Raw genomic sequence first — 16,336 nt, 5'->3', positions numbered from 1 at the left:
CGGTTTTTATTTATGTCCAAAGACGCGATTGATTTCTCCCAACTCAGCCGGGTGCTGGTGGTGCGGCTGATGCACCACGGCGACGTATTGCTGAGCTCGCCAGTATTCACCGTGCTGAAGAAGCATGCGCCTCAGGTCGAGATAGACGCCTTGGTCTATCACGAGACGCGGGACATGTTGACCCTGCATCCGGCGATTGCGCGGGTTTTCACCATAGATCGCAACTGGAAGAGGCAGGGCGTCTGGACACAGCTGAAGCAGGAGTGGCGGCTGTTTTCGCAGCTCAAGGCGCGCGGCTACCAATTAATCGTGGTGCTGAACGCCAGCAACCGCGCCACCACCCTGGTGCGGCTGCTCAAGCCTCGTTGGTCGGTGGCGCCGGACTTGCCGGGCGCCGGCCGTTACTTCCGCAAGACCTTCACCCACAGGCAGGCGCTGACGCCGCCGAATACGCGCCACATCGTGGAGATGCATCTGGATGCCTTGCGGCGGCTAGGGCTGTTTGCCGACGACGAGGACACATCCTTGTCTATACGCTATGAGGATGAGGATGGGCTACGCGTGGACGCCATGCTGGCCGAACATGGGTTGCAAGCTGGCCGCTTTCTCCTGGTGCATCCCGGCTCGCGCTGGTTTTACAAGTGCTGGCCGGCGGAGCGCATGGCCAAGCTGATCGCGGAGTTGCAGCGGCAGGGCTGGCCAGTGGCGCTCAGCGGCGCGCCCTCGCCGGAGGAGGCTGCGATGATAGCGGCGGTGAAGGCCGGCCTCACGCAGCCGGTGGCGGATCTGAGCGGCCAATTGTCGCTGAAGCAGCTGGCCGCGCTGATCGCGCGCGCGCGCCTGCTGGTAGGCGTGGATTCGCTGCCCATGCACATGGCGGCGGCAGTGCAGACGCCGGTGGTGGCCCTGTTCGGCCCCTCGCGCGACAAGGTGTGGGGCCCTTGGCGAGTGGCCCACCGGCAGGTTTCGCTGGACCTGCCTTGCCGGCCGTGCAACTTGCCCGGCTGCGGCGGCAGCGAGCGCAGCGCCTGCATTGAGAATATATCGGTTGGGCAGGTGTTGGCCGCCGTGCAGGACTTGCTGCGCGAGACGGCCGACGCCGGCGTGCCGGACGCGGCGCCGCGAGCGTTGCCTTGATCACGGATTCGCGATGAGCCTTCCCCTGGAATCGTTTCCGACGCCGTCGCTGGGCGTCGCCATCATCACCAAGAACGCGGCGGCGCATCTGGCCGCTTGCCTGGCCTCGCTGCGCGAACTGGCGGCGGACATCGTCGTCGTCGACTCGGGCAGTCAGGACGACACGGTGGCCATTGCCGAGCGGCATGGCGCGCGCGTGTTCCAGCATCCAGAATGGCCGGGCTTCGGCATTCAGAAAAACCTGGCGCTGTCCTATCTGCAAACCGACTGGATTCTGTCGCTGGACGCGGACGAGGTATTGACCCCGGAACTGGCGCAATCCATCGCCGAGGCGATGCGGGCCGGACGCGCCGATGTGTACCGCTTGTCGCGCCTGTCCAGCATGTGCGGGCGCTGGATGCGCCACAGCGGCTGGCGGCCCGATTACGTGGCGCGCCTGTTCCGCCGCGGCCGCGCGCGCTTTTCCGACGATCTGGTGCATGAGCGGCTGCTGTACGAAGGCGAGGCACCGCTGCTGGGCGGCGAACTGCTGCATTATTCCTTCGACAGCCTGGAAGAGGTCATCGACAAGATGAACCGCTACTCCACCGCGGGCGCGAGCCAGCGCCTGGCGCGCGGCGCGGGCGGAGGCGGCATGGCGGCCGTGATTTTCAAGGCCTGGTGGTCGTTCTGCCGCGCCTACATCGTGCGCCGCGGTTTTCTGGATGGCCGCGAGGGCTTCATCGTGGCGGTGTCCAACGCCGAAGGCACGTTTTACCGGCAGCTGAAGCTGCTGTATCTGAGCGAGCGGGAGAAGCGCTGAATGAGCGTCAGCATCTCGGTGATCATCACCACCTATAACCGGCCGGACGCCTTGCGCGCCGTGTTGGCCAGCCTGCGCGCGCAATGCGGCATAGAGGCGCAGCAGTGGGAAGCGCTGGTGGCAGATGACGGGTCGGATGGCCGCACGGCCGAGGCCATCGCGGCCTTGCAGCCTGATTTCGGCGGCCGCCTGCGCCATGTGTGGCACGAGGACCGAGGTTTCCGCGCGGCGGAAATCCGCAATCTGGCGGCGATGCAGGCCAAGGGCGACTACCTGGTGTTTCTCGACGGCGACTGCATTCCGCAGCGCGACTTCCTCGCCCGGCATCTCGAACTGGCTGAGGCGGGATGGGCGGTGGCGGGCAACCGGGTCTTGCTGTCCGAGCCGTTCACCGCGGCCTATCTCGCCGGCCGCCGCCTCCCGGTGTATGTCTGGGGGGTGCCGACCTGGTTGCGCCATCGCATGCTGGGCCACCTCAATAATGGCCTGGGCTGGCTCCGGCTGGCGCTGCCGGAGTGGCGCAAGCGCCGCCGCGAACGCTGGGAGCTGTTCCGCACTTGCAATGTCGGGGTCTGGAAGCATGATTTTCTGGCGCTAGACGGCTTCGATGCCGCCTTTTCCGGCTGGGGCTATGAGGATTCGGATTTCGCCGTGCGCTTGCTGCGTCATGGCGTGGGGATGAAGAACGGACGTTTTGCCGTGCCAGTGCTGCACTTGTGGCACAGGGAGAATGACCGCAGCCGCCAGGACGAGAACTGGCGCCGCTTCGAAGCGACGCTGCATGGCGAGCATGTGCGCGCGCGGCGCGGCCTTTCCTGGCATGGCGGAGACGACGCGGCATGAACGGCATCAATCTGGTCTTTCATTCGATCCGCGCCGGCGGCGGCATGGAGCGCTATGTGATGGACGTGATCACGGAGCTGTGCCGCCGCGGCGTGCCGGTGCGCGCCATCGCCCGCAAGCTGGACTGGCCCGATGCGCCGTCCGGCGCGGAGTGGGTGCGTGTACCGGACCGCACGCCGTTCTCCCGGCTCAACAACCTCTTGTTCGAGCGCCGGGCCTGGCGGCACTGTCGTCCGGATTGGAAAACCATAGGCATCTCGCGCGTTCAGGGCCCGGTCGACCTGGCCATCGTCGGCGGCACCCATATCGGCCATCTGATAGACAAAGGCAAGACCAGGCCGGGCCTCAACGACAGGCTGACCATCGCGCACGAGTCCCGCTTCTACGCCCAGGCGCGGCGGATCGTCGCCCACTCGGCGCGCGTGGGCGAGCAGATCGTCCAGCATTACGGCGCGGGGCATGACAAGCTGGCGGTGCTGTACCCGCCGGTCGATACGCGCACCTTCTCTCTGGCGGCGCGCTCGCGCAGAGACGCCGTGCGCCAGTCACTGGGCATCGCGCCGGAGCAGTTCATGCTGCTGTTTCCGTCGAACAATCACGCGCTGAAAGGCGGCGACCTGATTCTGGCGGCGCTGCAAGGCATGGGGGACGATATCGTCCTGGTCGTGGCCGGCAAGGCGCCGCTGGCCGGTCCTCGTGTCGTCAATGCCGGATTTTGCCGCGATATGGCGGGGCTGTACGCGGCCGCCGACGCGACTATCCTGGCCTCGAAATACGAGGCGTTCGGCTTGGTGGGACCGGAGTCCATCCTGTGCGGCACGCCGGTGCTGTTCGCCGATACCGTCGGCGCGGTGGAGGTGTTGTCCGAGCCGGGCTGTTACCGTTTTAGCCGCGATACTGCCGCCCTGCGCGAGGCCTTGCTTCGCCTGCGGCACGCTGCGCCGGCTACGGAACCATTGCGCGATTGCATAGCCTATCCTTACCTGCTGGATCAGCACGTGTCCCGACTACTAGAAATGCTGAGCGCCGAATGAATCTTCCCCGCGCGACCATGCTCCTGATTTCCTATAACCAGGAGCATTACATCGAACAGGCCCTGGAAGCGGCCGTGGCGCAGGATTACGCCAATTTGGAGATCGTGGTGTCGGACGATGCCTCGACCGATAGCACGTTTGAACGCATCCAGACGTTTTGCGCCGGCTATGTCGGGCCGCACCGGCTGATCGTGAACCGCAATCCGCGCAATCTGGGCATAGGCGCCAATCTGAGCCATGCCGTCGGGCTGGCCAGCGGCGAACTGTTCTTCATCACGGCCGGCGACGACATCTCCCTGCCGGACCGCGTGTCCCGCGTGATGCAGTTCTGGCTGGCGCGCGATCGCGTGCCGGACCTGATCGCCTGCCATCTGCTGGACATGGATGAGAACGGCGCGATGGGACAGGAAATCCGCATCGCCGACTTGGCGAACTACCGGTCATTGGACGATTGGGCGGCGCGGCCGCCGCATGTGATAGGCGCGGCGCAGGCTTGGACGGCTCGCCTGTTCCACCGCTTTGGCGGCATACCGGCCGGCGTGGTGGGCGAGGACATGGTGATGGCGTTTCGCGCGGTGGGCCTGGGCACGGCCGTCACCTATCCGCATCCAGTCATCCGCTACCGCCGAGGCGGGCTGACCACGCAAAGAAAATCCATGACGGTCGCGGCGGTGATCAAAGGTCTGACCCGAAAGGTGCGCAGCAGCCAGATTGAATTGCAGGCCATGCTGGACGCGGCGCGCTCCTTGCAGGCCAGCCCGCGGGTGGAGGATTTTTTGCTAGGGCGCTTGCGGCGGGAGCAGTACATCGAGGCCATGTTCCATGGCAAGCATCCCGTCAGCGATTTTCTCGCCTTTGCCGGCGTGGATCTGGGTTTTAGATTGAGAGTGGCAGTCTATGCTCTGTGCCCTGGGGTTCTAGAGCCTTTTTTCTTTTTGAAGAGAAAAAAACGGAAGTGGAAGGAAAAGTGATGCGGCAGTTTCTGCCTGAGAAATTCGCCGGCTATCTGGCGTTTGTGTTTCTGTTGTACCCGATCATGGTGGTGAAGTACCTGCCGTTTGGCGGCGGCGCGCGTTATCTGACCGTGCTGTCGTCCACCGCGGCCCTGTTGATCTTGGCGTTAAAATGGCGTGAAGCGGGGGGCGGCGCGCGCTTGCTTCGTCTTGGCGCCTCATTTGTTGCGCCGTTCCTGCCGTTGGTGGCGGGTTTGGCTTTTTTGGCGCTCTACCATCAGCAACAGATGGATCTTGGCGTGATTGTCATTGCCGTGCTGTGCGCCAGTTTGATGTATATGGCTTTGCAGGCAGCGCCCTTGAGCGAAAGGCATTTGGCCTGGAGCGCGGCCATGGCGGGTTGGTTGTACCTCATCGTCGCTTGCTACGAAGTGTTTTATCTCGGGCGCGGCCGGGCATGGGGGGGGGTGTATGAAAACCGCTTCGGCGAGTTTTGCGTGCTGGGCATAGGCGTGGGCGTGATCTATGTGCTGCGGCAGTGGTCGCGGCTGGCATGGGGGGAGAGAGCCTGGATGGCAGGCTCGCTCGGCGCAACGATTTATGCCCTGGTATTGTCGGCATCCCGCGGGCCATTCTTGGCATTTGCAGCGCTGATCGTCTACGTCGTCTGGCGCAATCTCCGAAAGAAATGGTTTTTGATCGCGTTGGCGGGGGGGCTGGCCTTGGCGGCCGTGGTGATTGCTCAATCACAATCGCCATACATGGATCGAGTGCGCTTGGCATTTCTGGAGATATGGCGTTTTTTCGAGTATGGCAATGTCAGGGGATCTTCCGTAGGCATGCGGCTGGAATTCTGGCGCATCGCGATTGAAACGACGCCGCTGGATCAATTCTTTGGCAAAGGCAAAATGCCCTATGCCGTGATTGCGGAGAAGTTTCCTGTGGTGCGCGATGGGGCCTTGTATATGAATGAATTCTATACCGGTGCCGGCGTGGCAAATCCATGGGGTTCGGATGGCGATATGCCGCAATTGATAGGCTACGGCGGTTATTTCCTGCTGCTGATTTATCTGGCGACTTTCCTGCTGCTGTTAAGAGCGGGTAAGTTGAACGCCTACAAGCTGTGGGTGCTGTCTTGCGCATTCTTGTTTGGCTTGGGCGAGGTGGTGTTCTTCCATCGGATAGGCTTCGCCATGGTGGTGAGCTGCTGGGCCTTGGCGTCGGCGATACCGATTGGACCGGAAATGAGGGCGCTGCGTTGAGCGCCGTTTTCTCAGACCGTCGCGCGCGAGCGGTGCTGTTTACCGAGTCCTCCCCCAATGTCGGCGGGCAGGAGTTGCAGGCCATGCAGCAAATGCAATGGTTGTCGCGGGCCGGCTACCAAACGGCGCTGGCTTGCCGGCTGGGATCGCGGGTCGAGAGTGTGGCGAAGGGCAAGGGATTGACCACGCTGCCCGTCCGTTTTCGCAATAGCGCGCATGTGCCGTCCATTCTGGCGCTTGTACGCTGGCTGCGCGCGCATCGACTGGCGCTGGCCATCTGCCACAGCGGGCACGACAGCAATAACCTCGCCCTGGCGGCCCGGCTGTCTGGGCATAGGCCATTTCTCCTGCGCTCGCGCACCTATCTGCCGGCTGGACACTCCTCGCTGCCGTATAACTGGCTGGCCGATGCCACGATGCTGCCCAGCGACTATCTGCGCAGGCAGTTGCTGCAGAATCCGTCGATTCGCCCGGAAAAGCTGCACGTGGTCTACCCCGGTATCGATTTTGCGGCGCTGGATGCGGCTCAGGATGCCGCTTTGCCAGGGGCGCTGACTGCTTGGCTGGCGGCGGGACAGGGGCCGGTGGTGGCGCATGCGGCGATGCTGCGCGGCGAGAAGGGCCACGCCCTGATGCTGGAGGCGATGGCGCGCCTGTCCGCGCGCTGGCCTGAGCTGCGTTATGTCATGGCGGGCGAGGGCGGGGAGAGGGAGCGCTTGCAGGCGATGGCGCGGCAGCTGGGGCTGGAGGCGCGGGTGTGTTTTGCCGGCCTGCTGCCATCGGTGGCGCCGCTGCTCAAGCGCGCGGACCTGTTGGTGATGCCCTCCAGCTACGAGCCGCTGGGCATGTCGCAGATCGAGGCGCTGGCGCTGGGCGTGCCGGTGTTGGCCAGCGATACCGGCGGCATTCCGGAGACGGTGAGAGACGGAGAAACTGGTGTGCTGTTGCCGCCAGGGGATGTGGCGGCGTGGACGCGGGCGCTGGACGAGGCCTTGTCTGCTCCCGCCCGCATGCTGGCGCTGGCCGAGGCCGGCCGACGCGATGTGCGCGAGCGATTCGCGCCTGAGAATAATTTGCGGACCGTGCTGCGGCTGGCCGGTTTGCCCGACGATCTGGATGTTGCATGAACGAACACGGTTTCGAACACAGCTGGAAGGTATATCGCCGTTTGCTGGGTTATCTGCTGGGGTACTGGAGAGTGCTGCTGCTGTCGATACTGTCGATGATGGTGGCGGCCTCGACCGAGCCGGCAGTGGCCTATCTGATCCAGCAATTGGTCGATGGCGGCTTTGTCAAGAAGGATCCGCACGTCATTGTCTGGGTGCCGTTGGCTGTCATCGGCGTATTCCTGGTGCGCGGCATCGCCGGCTTCATCAACGAATACACGGCCAGCTGGCTTACCGGGCACCTAGTGCAGATGCTACGCCATCAGATGTTCGCCAAATTGGTGCGGTTGCCGGCGCAATATTACGATGAGCACCAATCAGGCCGCCTGATGTCGCGCATCACCAATGACGTCAACCAGGTAACCGAGGCGGGCTTCAACGTGATCACGGTCACGGTGAAAGACGGCGCCACCGCTTTGTATTTGCTGGGCTACCTGCTCTATCTGGATTGGCAGCTGACGCTGATCTGCCTACTGGTGCTGCCTGCGGTGACTTGGTGCATGCGCGTGGTCGGGAGGCGTCTGCGCAGCCTTGCGCGCCTGAATCAGCAGCATATGGCGCAGATGATGCAGGTGCTGTCGGAAAGCATACAATGCCAGCGTGCGATCAAGGTCTATGGCGGCCAAGCGCACGAGATGAATCGATTTGACCATAGCGCGGAGTCCTTGCGCCGCAATCAAGTCAAACAGAGCGCAGCCAGCGCAGCCAATACCGGCGTAACGCAGCTGATGATCGCCTGCGCGCTTGCCGCCATTCTGTATTTTGCGGGTTTGCGCGCCCAGCATGGCGGCCTGACAGCCGGTCAATTCATGGCGTTTCTCACCTTGATGCTGGGGCTGTTTGCGCCGGTGAAGCGGATTTCCAGCGTGTCGCAAGCGCTGCAGCGCGGCCTGGCGGCAGCGGAGTCGGTGTTTGCCTTCATCGACGAACCGGGCGAGCCGGACCAGGGCACGCATGGCTTGCCTGCCGTGCGCGGCCAGCTGAGTTTCGATGCCGTCAGCTTTACTTACCCCAATGTGGAAAATCCGGCCTTATCCGGAATCGACCTGGCCGTGATGCCGGGCGAGACCGTGGCGCTGGTGGGGTCGTCAGGCAGCGGCAAGACCACGCTGGCCAGCCTGGTGCCGCGTTTCTACGAGCCTTCCTCCGGGCGTCTGTTGCTGGATGGCGTACCCTTGACGGAAATCCCGCTGGATCAGTTGCGCCGCAGCATCGCCCTGGTCAGCCAGCACGTGGAGCTGTTCAATGACACGGTGGCGGCCAATATCGCCTATGGCAAGCCTGACGCCTCGCGAGAGGAGATCGTCGAGGCGGCCCGAGCCGCCAATGCGTTGGAGTTCATCGAGGCGCTGCCGGAGGGGCTGGATGCCGAGATCGGCGAAAACGGCACCCGCTTGTCCGGCGGCCAGCGGCAGCGTCTGGCCATCGCGCGCGCCTTGCTGAAGAACGCGCCCTTGCTGATTCTGGACGAGGCGACGTCGGCGCTGGATACCCAGTCGGAGCGGCTGGTGCAGGCGGCGCTGGAAAACCTGATGAAGAACCGCACCACCATTGTCATCGCCCACCGTCTGTCCACCATCGAAAACGCGGATCGCATCGTGGTGATGCATCAAGGCCGGGTGGTGGAGCAGGGGAGGCATGGCGAGTTGCTGGCGCGAGGCAATATGTATGCGCGCTTGCACAGCTTGCAGTTTGGCGAGGCGCAGACGGAATAATACCCGCGAACCCAACCCTGCTCATGGGCCGGGCTGCCTTAGGATGGCACTATTGGCGTCGTCGCGCCTGGGCTCAGGTTCTCTAATGGTGTGTGCTTCGTGACGCTAAGCCGGCCTGCGCCGCGCAGCAAAAGGGCCGCGTTTGCGGCCCTTTTGCTTGATCGCGGAGCGGATGGATCAGAATTTGGCGAACAGCGGTTCCTGCGGAGCCAGCTCGCGGCCATTTTCCTGAATGGTGCGCCATACCGGTTGGCCTTGGACCTGAGACTGAACATCGCGCGCCAGCAACACGTAGGCCTCGCTGTCGCGCGCGCTGGAATAGGCGCGCAGCAAGGCTACCTTGGCATGGAGATTGTCTGGATCGTCTCTGAGCGAGTCCTTGAGGACCCGAACGGCTTCACGGGTACGGCCATAGGCAAGATAGACCTCGGCCTCGCCGATGGGGTCGATGCCGCGGTGTTCTGGTTTGACGTAGCGCATGCGGCGCCAGAAGTGGCGCAAGGTATAGTAGGCGAGCATCAGGGCCAGACTGCTGGCCAGTGCCGTAAAGACGTCCATTTTGTTTCTCCCCCTCGTGGTACAACATCTTATGTAGTCTGTTGATTATTCTGATGAGGAGGGCGGCGCGCAATCCGTATAATTCCGTAGCCGCCCGGACAGCCTGGAAAATCAGCTGTTTGCCCGCAGAATGCGTTCCAGCAGGGTGATGTCGAGGCCTGGCTGTATCGCCGCCTGGCCCAGTCGACGCAGCAGGACAAAGCGTATGGTGCCCGCTTCCACCTTCTTATCGTGCGCCATTAGACTTAACCATTGTTCCACAGGCATCTGCGGCGCGCGAGTGGGCAAGCCCGCGGCGGCGATCAGCCTTCGCACGCGTTCCACTTCCTCCTGCTTGATCCAGCCCAGTTCGGCGGAGGCGGCCGCGGCCAGCACCATGCCGGCGGCCACGGCCTCGCCGTGCAGCCAGGCACCATAGCCCATGCCGGCTTCGATGGCGTGGCCGAAGGTGTGGCCGAGGTTCAGCAGCGCGCGCACGCCGTTTTCCTTTTCATCTTCGGCGACGATGACGGCCTTCATTTCGCAGCTGCGCTTCACGGCGTATTGCAGGGCGGTGCTGTCGCGCGCGCGCAACGCGGGCATATTGGCTTCCAGCCAGGCGAGGAAATCGGCATCGCCCAGCAGCCCGTATTTGATCACCTCCGCCAGGCCGGCAGATAGCTCGCGCTCGGGCAGCGTGGCCAGCAGGTCCATGTCGGCGATGACCGCGCGCGGCTGATAGAAGGCGCCGATCATGTTCTTGCCCAAGGGGTGGTTGATCGCGGTTTTGCCGCCTACGGAGGAGTCGACCTGTGCCAGCAAGGTGGTGGGGATCTGGATGAAGGGCGCGCCGCGCTGATAGCAGGCCGCGGCGAAACCGGTCATGTCGCCGATGACGCCGCCGCCCAGGGCGATCAGCGTGGTTTTGCGTTCGGCGTTGCCAGACAGCAGGGCGTCAAAAATCCGGTTCAGCGTCTGCCAGTCTTTGTGCGCCTCGCCATCGGGCAGCACCACGCTGAGGCAGGCCACGCCGCGCGCTTCCAGAGCCTGTCGCAGGCGGGCGAGATAAAGCGGGGCGACGGTTTCGTTGCTGACGATGGCGGCCTTGGGCACCGGCAGGTGCGGCAGCAAGAGATCGACCTGTTCCAGCAGTCCGTGGCCAATGTGTATCGGGTAGCGGGTATCGGGCAGGATCAGGTCGAGGGTGATCACATTCAGCTCTCTTGTTGGCGGACGGGATGGGCTTGCAGCTGTTCGATCAGGCGGGCGACCAGCAGGTTGACGTTTTGTTGGGTGGTGTCGACGACGATGTCGGCTATCTCGCGGTATAGCGGATCGCGCTCGTTGAATAGGCTTTCCAGCTTGCCGCGCGGATCGGCGATCTGCAGCAGCGGGCGGTTTTTGTCGTGCTGGGTGCGCAGCAGCAGATCGTCTATGGTGGCGCGCAGGTAGATGACGGTGCCTTGGGCGGCCAGCACCTTGCGGTTTTCTTCGCGCAACACGGCGCCGCCGCCCGTCGCCAGCACGATGTCGCGCTGCTGGGCCAGGTCGCGGATGACGCAGGTTTCACGATTGCGGAAGCGCTGTTCGCCTTCGATGTCGAAGATGGTGGCGACGCGCACGCCGGTGCGTGCCTCGATTTCCTGGTCGGAATCGTAGAACGTCTTGCCGGTGCGGCGCGCCAATGCGCGGCCGACGGTGGTCTTGCCCGCGCCCATCAGGCCGACCAGAAAAAAATTGCCTGCCAGTTTCTCCATGGCAGGCATTGTAGCCGATAGCCGGCGGCTCTGTCTTGGCGGCTTCAGTCGTTGGTGGCCACTAGATCGTTGATCACCTTGGGGGTGATGAAGATCAGCAGTTCGCTGCGCTTGTTGATTTTTTGCGAACTGCGGAACAGCGCGCCCAGCACGGGAATGTCGCCCAGCAGCGGCACCTTGTTGACGATGTCGCTCAACTGCTGCTGGTAGATGCCGCCTATCACCACGGTGCCGCCGTTGTCGACCAGCACCTGGGTTTCGATCTTCTCGGTGTTCAGCGACGGCGTGCCGTTGACGGTTTGCTGGAAGTTGGCCGAGTCTTTGTTGACCTTGATGTCCAGCAGCACGTGGTTGTCCGGTGTGATCTGCGGTTTGACGATGAGGCTGAGCACGGCTTTTTTGAACGAGACCGAGGTCGCGCCGCTGGAGCTGGCTTCCTGGTATGGAATTTCCTGGCCCTGTTCGACGGTGGCCTCCTGGCGGTCCGAGGTCATCACGCGCGGACTGGAGATCACCCTGCCCTTGTCTTCGGCTTGCAAGGCTTGCAGTTCCAGGCCGATGATGGCGGATTTGCCCACGCCGTACAGCGCGGTCAGCGAGCCGGCAGGGTTGGCGATGGGCAGGTTGATGCCGGGGGTCACGGTGTAAGGATTCTGGGTGGCCGACTGCACCGGCGGAATGCGGCCGTTGGCATTGTTGATGGCGTTGGTTAGGCCGCCGCCGCTGATGATGCCGGTGCTGCCGATGCGCTCGTAAGCCAGCTTGACGCCGAGGTCGCGTTCCCAGTTGTCGGTGGCCTCGACGATGCGCGCCTCGATCAGCACCTGTTTCACCGGGATGTCGGTCTTGGTGATGATGTCGCGGATCTTGTCGATGACGGAGCCGATGTCGTTGACGATCAGGGTGTTGGTCTTGGGGTCGATCAGCACGCTGCCGCGGTCGGACAGAATGCTTTGTTTCTTGCCTTCGGTATTGTCGCCGTTGAGGACTTTCTTGAAGTCTTCGGCCGAGCGGTAGCGCAGCACGAAGGTTTCCGAACGCAGCGGCTCCAGCGTGGCCAGCTGTTGGCGGGCCTCCTGTAACTGCTTGTCGCGCGACAGCAGCTCGTCGCGCGGGGCGATCTGGATGATGTTGCCGTTGCGCCGCTGGTCCAGGCCCTTGGTCTGCAGAATCAGGTCCAGCGCCTGGTCCCAGGGCACGTCCTTCAGCCGCAGCGTGATGTTGCCGGTGACCGAATCGCTGGTGACGATGTTGAGGCCGGTGAATTCGGCGAGCACCTGCAGCACGGTGCGCACCTCGATGTTCTGGAAGTTCAGCGACAGCTTGTCGCCTTTGTAGACTGTTTTGCCATTGTCGGCGGCGACTTGGTCCCCGGCCGGTCGGCGCACTTCCACCACCAGCTTGCCGTCGGTCTGGTAGGACGAATAGTCCCAATCGCCTTGCGGTTGGATCAGGATGCGCGCGTTGTTGCCCTGGTTGTCGGCGTCCACTTTGGCCACCGCGGTGCCGAAGTCGGTGACGTCCAGGCGGCGCACCAGCTGCTGCGGCAGCAAGGCGCCGACGATGTCCACCGCCAGGTTCTTGCCTTCGCGGCGGATGTCCACCGGCGTATTGGCGCTGGGCAACGTCAGCTCCACCCGGGCCTCGCCGTTGCGGCCGCGGCGGAAGTCCAGGCCCAGGCTGCGGCTGGAGGCGATCCGCTCTCGGGCGGGCGGCGCGGCGCTGGCGGGGGCGGTTTGCTCTTCTGGCGTGGCGCCTTGGCTGGCCGTCATCGAACCATCCAGGGTCAATACCAGTTTATTCCCGCTCAACTGGCTGCGGTAGGCGGCGAGCCGGGCCAGGTTCAGCACCAGTCGAGAGCGGCCGGCGGCCTCGATGGCGATGGCGGACTTCAGCAGCGGGCTGTCCACGTTGATGGATGGCTTGGCCAGCTTGACGCCGGTATCGGCGAAATCCAGCGCGATGCGCGGCGGATTGGACATGGAGAAGCTGTTGGGCTTCACTGCCGGGCCGTCGAAGGTGATCTGCACCGTTTGCTGATTGCCGTCTACCTTGCTGGTGTCGATCCCGGTGATGGCCGGACCGGCCAGCGCGTGGACGGCCGAGAAACACATCGCCAGGCCCCCCAGCAGTGCGATGGATAGCTTGTTCATTTGTTCTGCCCTTGTTCTGCCAGGTACAGGCTGCTGTCGCGCTGCACCCATTCTCCATTCAGATCTTCAACGGTTTCGGCCAGTTTGACTTCGCCTTCGTCTATGGAAACGATTTTTCCGTAGTTGGTGCCGACATAATTGCCGGCCTGCACCCGGTAGATCGCGCCCTCCGGCGTGCGGATCAAGGCAAAGGTCTGGCCGGCGCGCTTGAGCGTGCCGACCATGGCCAGTTTATCCAGGTCATAGTTTTCCAGCGCCTCGCGCGGACGCTTCAGGTCCGGCGCGTTGGCCGAGTTATGGCTTCGTCCCGCCTGCAGCTTCTGCGGGTTGAACGGATCCAGCAGATCGTAGGCCTGATAAGTGAAAGGCTTGTAGGCCTGCACCTGGGGCAGGGGTTCGATCTGGCCGCGCAGTCCCTGGCTGCTGGCGGCCATCCAGGCGCGCAGGTCATCGTCGCCGGCGCTGCCGCAGCCGCTTAGCAGCAGGATGGGGAGGAGGAGAGGCAGAATCTTCATCATCTGGCTGTCTCTCACTTCTGGGCCGGCGCCGCCGGCAGGCCCATGCGCTCGCTGGCTTCCAGCGCGCGGTAAGTGTGGGCGGTGGCGTCCATGGTCAGGCGGCTGTTGTTGTTGCCGGGGTTCAGGCTGATATCGCTGATGGTGACGATGCGCGACAGCTGGGCCACGTCGTTGACGAAGGCCGCCAGGTCGTTGTAAGTGCCGGACAGCCGGATGGAGATGGGCACTTCCGCCATTTCCGCGGAGCGGATCTCGGTGCCGGGCTTGAACAGCTCAAACTGCAGGCCGCGGCCGATGCCGGCCTGATTGATCTCCGTCAGCAGGGTGTCCATGTCCGACTTGGTGGGCAGCTGTTTCAGCAGGGCGCCGAAGGAGGCGTCGATTTCCTTCAGCTGCTGTTCCAGCGCGTCCAGGTTGACCGCTTGCCGCTTTTTGTCGACATAGGTCTGCTTCAATTGCTGCTCCTGCTGCTTGGCCTGGTTCAGTTGGTCCAGCTGGTCGCCCAGGACGAAGAAGTAGCCCAGGCCCAATAGCATCAGCAGCAGTATGGCCAGCGCCAGGATTTGCGCCTGCAGCGGCCAGTTGGGCATGTCCTTGGGTTCGAGCGAGCGCAGTTCGTCCAGCGTCATGGCTTGGCTCCGGCGGGCTTGTTATTGTTCAGTTGCGTATCGGGCGGGGCTTGGCGCAGCGTGGCGTTCAGCGTGAAGGCGTTGACGCGTTGATTGTTGACGATGCTGGAGGTGACCTCGACCAGCACCGGCGCGTCGAATACGTCCGATTGACTGAGCTGGCGCATGTAGTTGGATACGCGGGCGCCGGACTGGGCGTAGCCGGACAGCACCACCTGGTTGCCGGTCTGCTTGAATGATTTCAGGTAGACGCCATCCGGCGTTTGCCGCACCAGTTGGTCGAACAGGTGCACCGCGCCGTTGCGGCCTTCTTGCAGGCGCTCCACCAGCTGCTTGCGCGCCAGCAGGTCGTCGCGCTGTTTTTTCAGCTTGCCGATGTCCTTGATCTGGGAGTCCAGCTTGACGATCTCCGTCTGCAGGAACTGATTGCGCTGCTGCTGGTCCGACAGCTGGCGTCCCAGCGCCAGATAGACGATGCCCAGCAAGATTGCGGCGCCGACAAGGGTGGCGCCTGTGAGCAGCTGGAAGCGGAGCCGGTGCGCGGCTTTTTTCTGTTCGCGGTGGGGAAGGAGGTTGATCCGTATCATTCAGTCGAACCTCCGGAGCGCCAGCCCGCAGGCAATCAGCAGCGACGGGGCGTCCATCAGCAATTCCTTCAGTCGGATGGAGCCGGACTGTACCATGGTGGTGAACGGATTGGCGATCATGGTGCTGATCTGGGTCCGGCCGGCCACGGCATCGTCCAGACCCGGCAGCATGCTGCAGCCGCCGGCCAGCAGGATGTAGTCCACGCGCAGGTATTGCGACACGCTGACCGTGGTGTAGAAGAATTGCAGCGCGCGCTGGACTTCCTGGGCCAGGGAGTCGATGAAGGGATGCATCAGCTCCGATTCATAACCGTCCGGCAGCGCCATGGTGCGCTTGCTGGCCTCGGCCTCTTCAAAGCTGATGTTGTAGCGACGCTGGATGTCGCGTGTGAGCTGGTGGCCGCCGAAGGCCTGCTCGCGGTAGTAGATCTGCTGGCCGTTGCGCAGGATGTTGCAGTGGATGCGGGTGGCGCCGATGTCGAACATGGCGAACGTCTGGTTCATGCCGTGGTCCGGCAGCTGCTGCTGGATCTGTTCGAATGCGGTCATCATGGCGAAGGACTCCACATCCACCACCAGGGCGCGCAGGCCGGCCATCTCCACTACGGCGACGCGTTCCTCCACTTTTTCCTTGCGAGCGGCGCACAGCAGCACTTCCAGGTCGTCGATGCTGGACGGCGATGGGCCCAGCACCTGGTGGTCCAGATTCACCTCTTCCAGCGGGAAGGGGATGATCTGATGGGCTTCGTTTTCTATGATTTCGTCCAGGTCATCGGTTTGGCTGACCGGGACCAGCAGTTTTTTGTAAATGGCCATCGTGGTGGGGATGGCGATGGCCACATTGCGGATCGGGCTGCCCAGCTTTTTCCAGGCGCGGCGTATGGTTTCGGCAATGCCCTCGATCTCCACCAGATTGCCGTCGTTGATCGCTTCTTTGGGCAGCGGTTCGATGACGTAGCGCTCGACTTGGCAGTTGCGGCCGTTGCGCGACAGTTCTACCAGCTTGACGGAGGTGCTGCTGATATCGAGGCCCAACATGGGCGAATTGTGGGCTTTCCCCAATCCCAGCTGTTCGAGCCAAGGCAACTCGAACTTCAATTTTTCGAATAACATCTTCGCCTCAATCCGCTCTGCCGCAACAGTTTTTCGAACTGTTGTGGCCATTGTTTGTCTTGTTGGCATTCACAAGACGTTATAATCCGCTTTCCAATGAAAGCCCATCGTAAATATGCTCAGACGATTA

16 protein-coding genes are annotated in these 16,336 nt (G+C 63.1%); 8 read left to right on the top strand and 8 right to left on the bottom strand.

Translation table 11 applies throughout. The annotated features are described in order from the left end of the window. Positions 1–12 precede the first annotated feature (12 nt). Genes rfaQ through msbA form a run of 8 tightly spaced genes read left to right on the top strand, consistent with a single transcriptional unit; the run spans position 13 to position 8,912 of the window. Positions 13–1,137 carry a putative lipopolysaccharide heptosyltransferase III gene (gene rfaQ, locus FYK34_RS14925; RefSeq protein ID WP_149297725.1) on the top strand — a complete coding sequence of 375 codons (1,125 nt, stop codon included), beginning with the start codon at positions 13–15 and terminating at the stop codon, positions 1,135–1,137. A 13-nt stretch (positions 1,138–1,150) separates the two neighbouring features. Beyond that, on the top strand, positions 1,151–1,939 hold the full coding sequence (locus FYK34_RS14920; RefSeq protein ID WP_149297723.1) for a glycosyltransferase family 2 protein: 789 nt from the start codon (positions 1,151–1,153) through the stop codon (positions 1,937–1,939). After that, positions 1,940–2,782 carry a glycosyltransferase family 2 protein gene (locus FYK34_RS14915; protein ID WP_149297720.1) on the top strand — a complete coding sequence of 281 codons (843 nt, stop codon included), beginning with the start codon at positions 1,940–1,942 and terminating at the stop codon, positions 2,780–2,782. Then, the gene (locus FYK34_RS14910; protein WP_149297718.1) at positions 2,779–3,816 is read left to right on the top strand and encodes a glycosyltransferase family 4 protein; all 1,038 of its coding nucleotides are present in this window, start codon (positions 2,779–2,781) and stop codon (positions 3,814–3,816) included. Before FYK34_RS14915 ends, FYK34_RS14910 begins: the two co-directional genes overlap by 4 nt. Next, a complete protein-coding gene (locus FYK34_RS14905; RefSeq protein ID WP_149297716.1) occupies positions 3,813–4,787 on the top strand; it encodes a glycosyltransferase in 975 nt (324 codons plus the stop codon). The genes FYK34_RS14910 and FYK34_RS14905 overlap by 4 nt, the downstream gene beginning before the upstream one ends. After that, on the top strand, positions 4,787–6,031 hold the full coding sequence (locus FYK34_RS14900; protein ID WP_149297714.1) for an O-antigen ligase family protein: 1,245 nt from the start codon (positions 4,787–4,789) through the stop codon (positions 6,029–6,031). Before FYK34_RS14905 ends, FYK34_RS14900 begins: the two co-directional genes overlap by 1 nt. Before the next feature lie 32 nt (positions 6,032–6,063). Further along, a complete protein-coding gene (locus tag FYK34_RS14895; protein ID WP_407923611.1) occupies positions 6,064–7,158 on the top strand; it encodes a glycosyltransferase family 4 protein in 1,095 nt (364 codons plus the stop codon). Beyond that, positions 7,155–8,912, top strand: coding sequence for a lipid A export permease/ATP-binding protein MsbA (gene msbA, locus FYK34_RS14890; RefSeq protein WP_149297710.1), 1,758 nt, complete (start codon positions 7,155–7,157; stop codon positions 8,910–8,912). The genes FYK34_RS14895 and msbA overlap by 4 nt, the downstream gene beginning before the upstream one ends. A gap of 177 nt (positions 8,913–9,089) precedes the next feature. On the opposite strand, the gene FYK34_RS14885 is transcribed toward msbA, so the two are convergent. The 8 genes from FYK34_RS14885 to FYK34_RS14850 form a co-directional block, all read right to left on the bottom strand. Beyond that, positions 9,090–9,470, bottom strand: a complete 381-nt coding sequence (locus FYK34_RS14885; RefSeq protein ID WP_231137275.1) for a type IV pilus assembly protein FimV — start codon at positions 9,468–9,470, stop codon at positions 9,090–9,092. 111 nt (positions 9,471–9,581) lie between these two features. Then, complete coding sequence (aroB, locus tag FYK34_RS14880) at positions 9,582–10,661, bottom strand: 3-dehydroquinate synthase (RefSeq protein ID WP_149297708.1); 1,080 nt, start codon at positions 10,659–10,661, stop codon at positions 9,582–9,584. Positions 10,662–10,663: 2 nt separating this feature from the next. After that, complete coding sequence (gene aroK / locus FYK34_RS14875) at positions 10,664–11,215, bottom strand: shikimate kinase AroK (protein ID WP_149297706.1); 552 nt, start codon at positions 11,213–11,215, stop codon at positions 10,664–10,666. A 35-nt stretch (positions 11,216–11,250) separates the two neighbouring features. Beyond that, the gene (gene pilQ / locus FYK34_RS14870; protein WP_149297704.1) at positions 11,251–13,359 is read right to left on the bottom strand and encodes a type IV pilus secretin PilQ; all 2,109 of its coding nucleotides are present in this window, start codon (positions 13,357–13,359) and stop codon (positions 11,251–11,253) included. Beyond that, positions 13,356–13,877 carry a pilus assembly protein PilP gene (locus tag FYK34_RS14865; RefSeq protein ID WP_231137274.1) on the bottom strand — a complete coding sequence of 174 codons (522 nt, stop codon included), beginning with the start codon at positions 13,875–13,877 and terminating at the stop codon, positions 13,356–13,358. Before FYK34_RS14865 ends, pilQ begins: the two co-directional genes overlap by 4 nt. Before the next feature lie 11 nt (positions 13,878–13,888). Continuing rightward, positions 13,889–14,506: a type IV pilus inner membrane component PilO gene (locus FYK34_RS14860; protein ID WP_149297702.1), complete on the bottom strand. Its 618-nt coding sequence runs from the start codon at positions 14,504–14,506 to the stop codon at positions 13,889–13,891. After that, complete coding sequence (locus FYK34_RS14855; protein WP_149297700.1) at positions 14,503–15,093, bottom strand: PilN domain-containing protein; 591 nt, start codon at positions 15,091–15,093, stop codon at positions 14,503–14,505. Before FYK34_RS14855 ends, FYK34_RS14860 begins: the two co-directional genes overlap by 4 nt. Further along, positions 15,094–16,131 carry a pilus assembly protein PilM gene (locus FYK34_RS14850; RefSeq protein WP_231137273.1) on the bottom strand — a complete coding sequence of 346 codons (1,038 nt, stop codon included), beginning with the start codon at positions 16,129–16,131 and terminating at the stop codon, positions 15,094–15,096. Positions 16,132–16,336: the final 205 nt, after the last annotated feature.

Source organism: Chromobacterium paludis (assembly GCF_008275125.1).
Taxonomy (GTDB): domain Bacteria; phylum Pseudomonadota; class Gammaproteobacteria; order Burkholderiales; family Chromobacteriaceae; genus Chromobacterium; species Chromobacterium paludis.
This window is presented reverse-complemented; position numbering and strand designations above follow the sequence as displayed.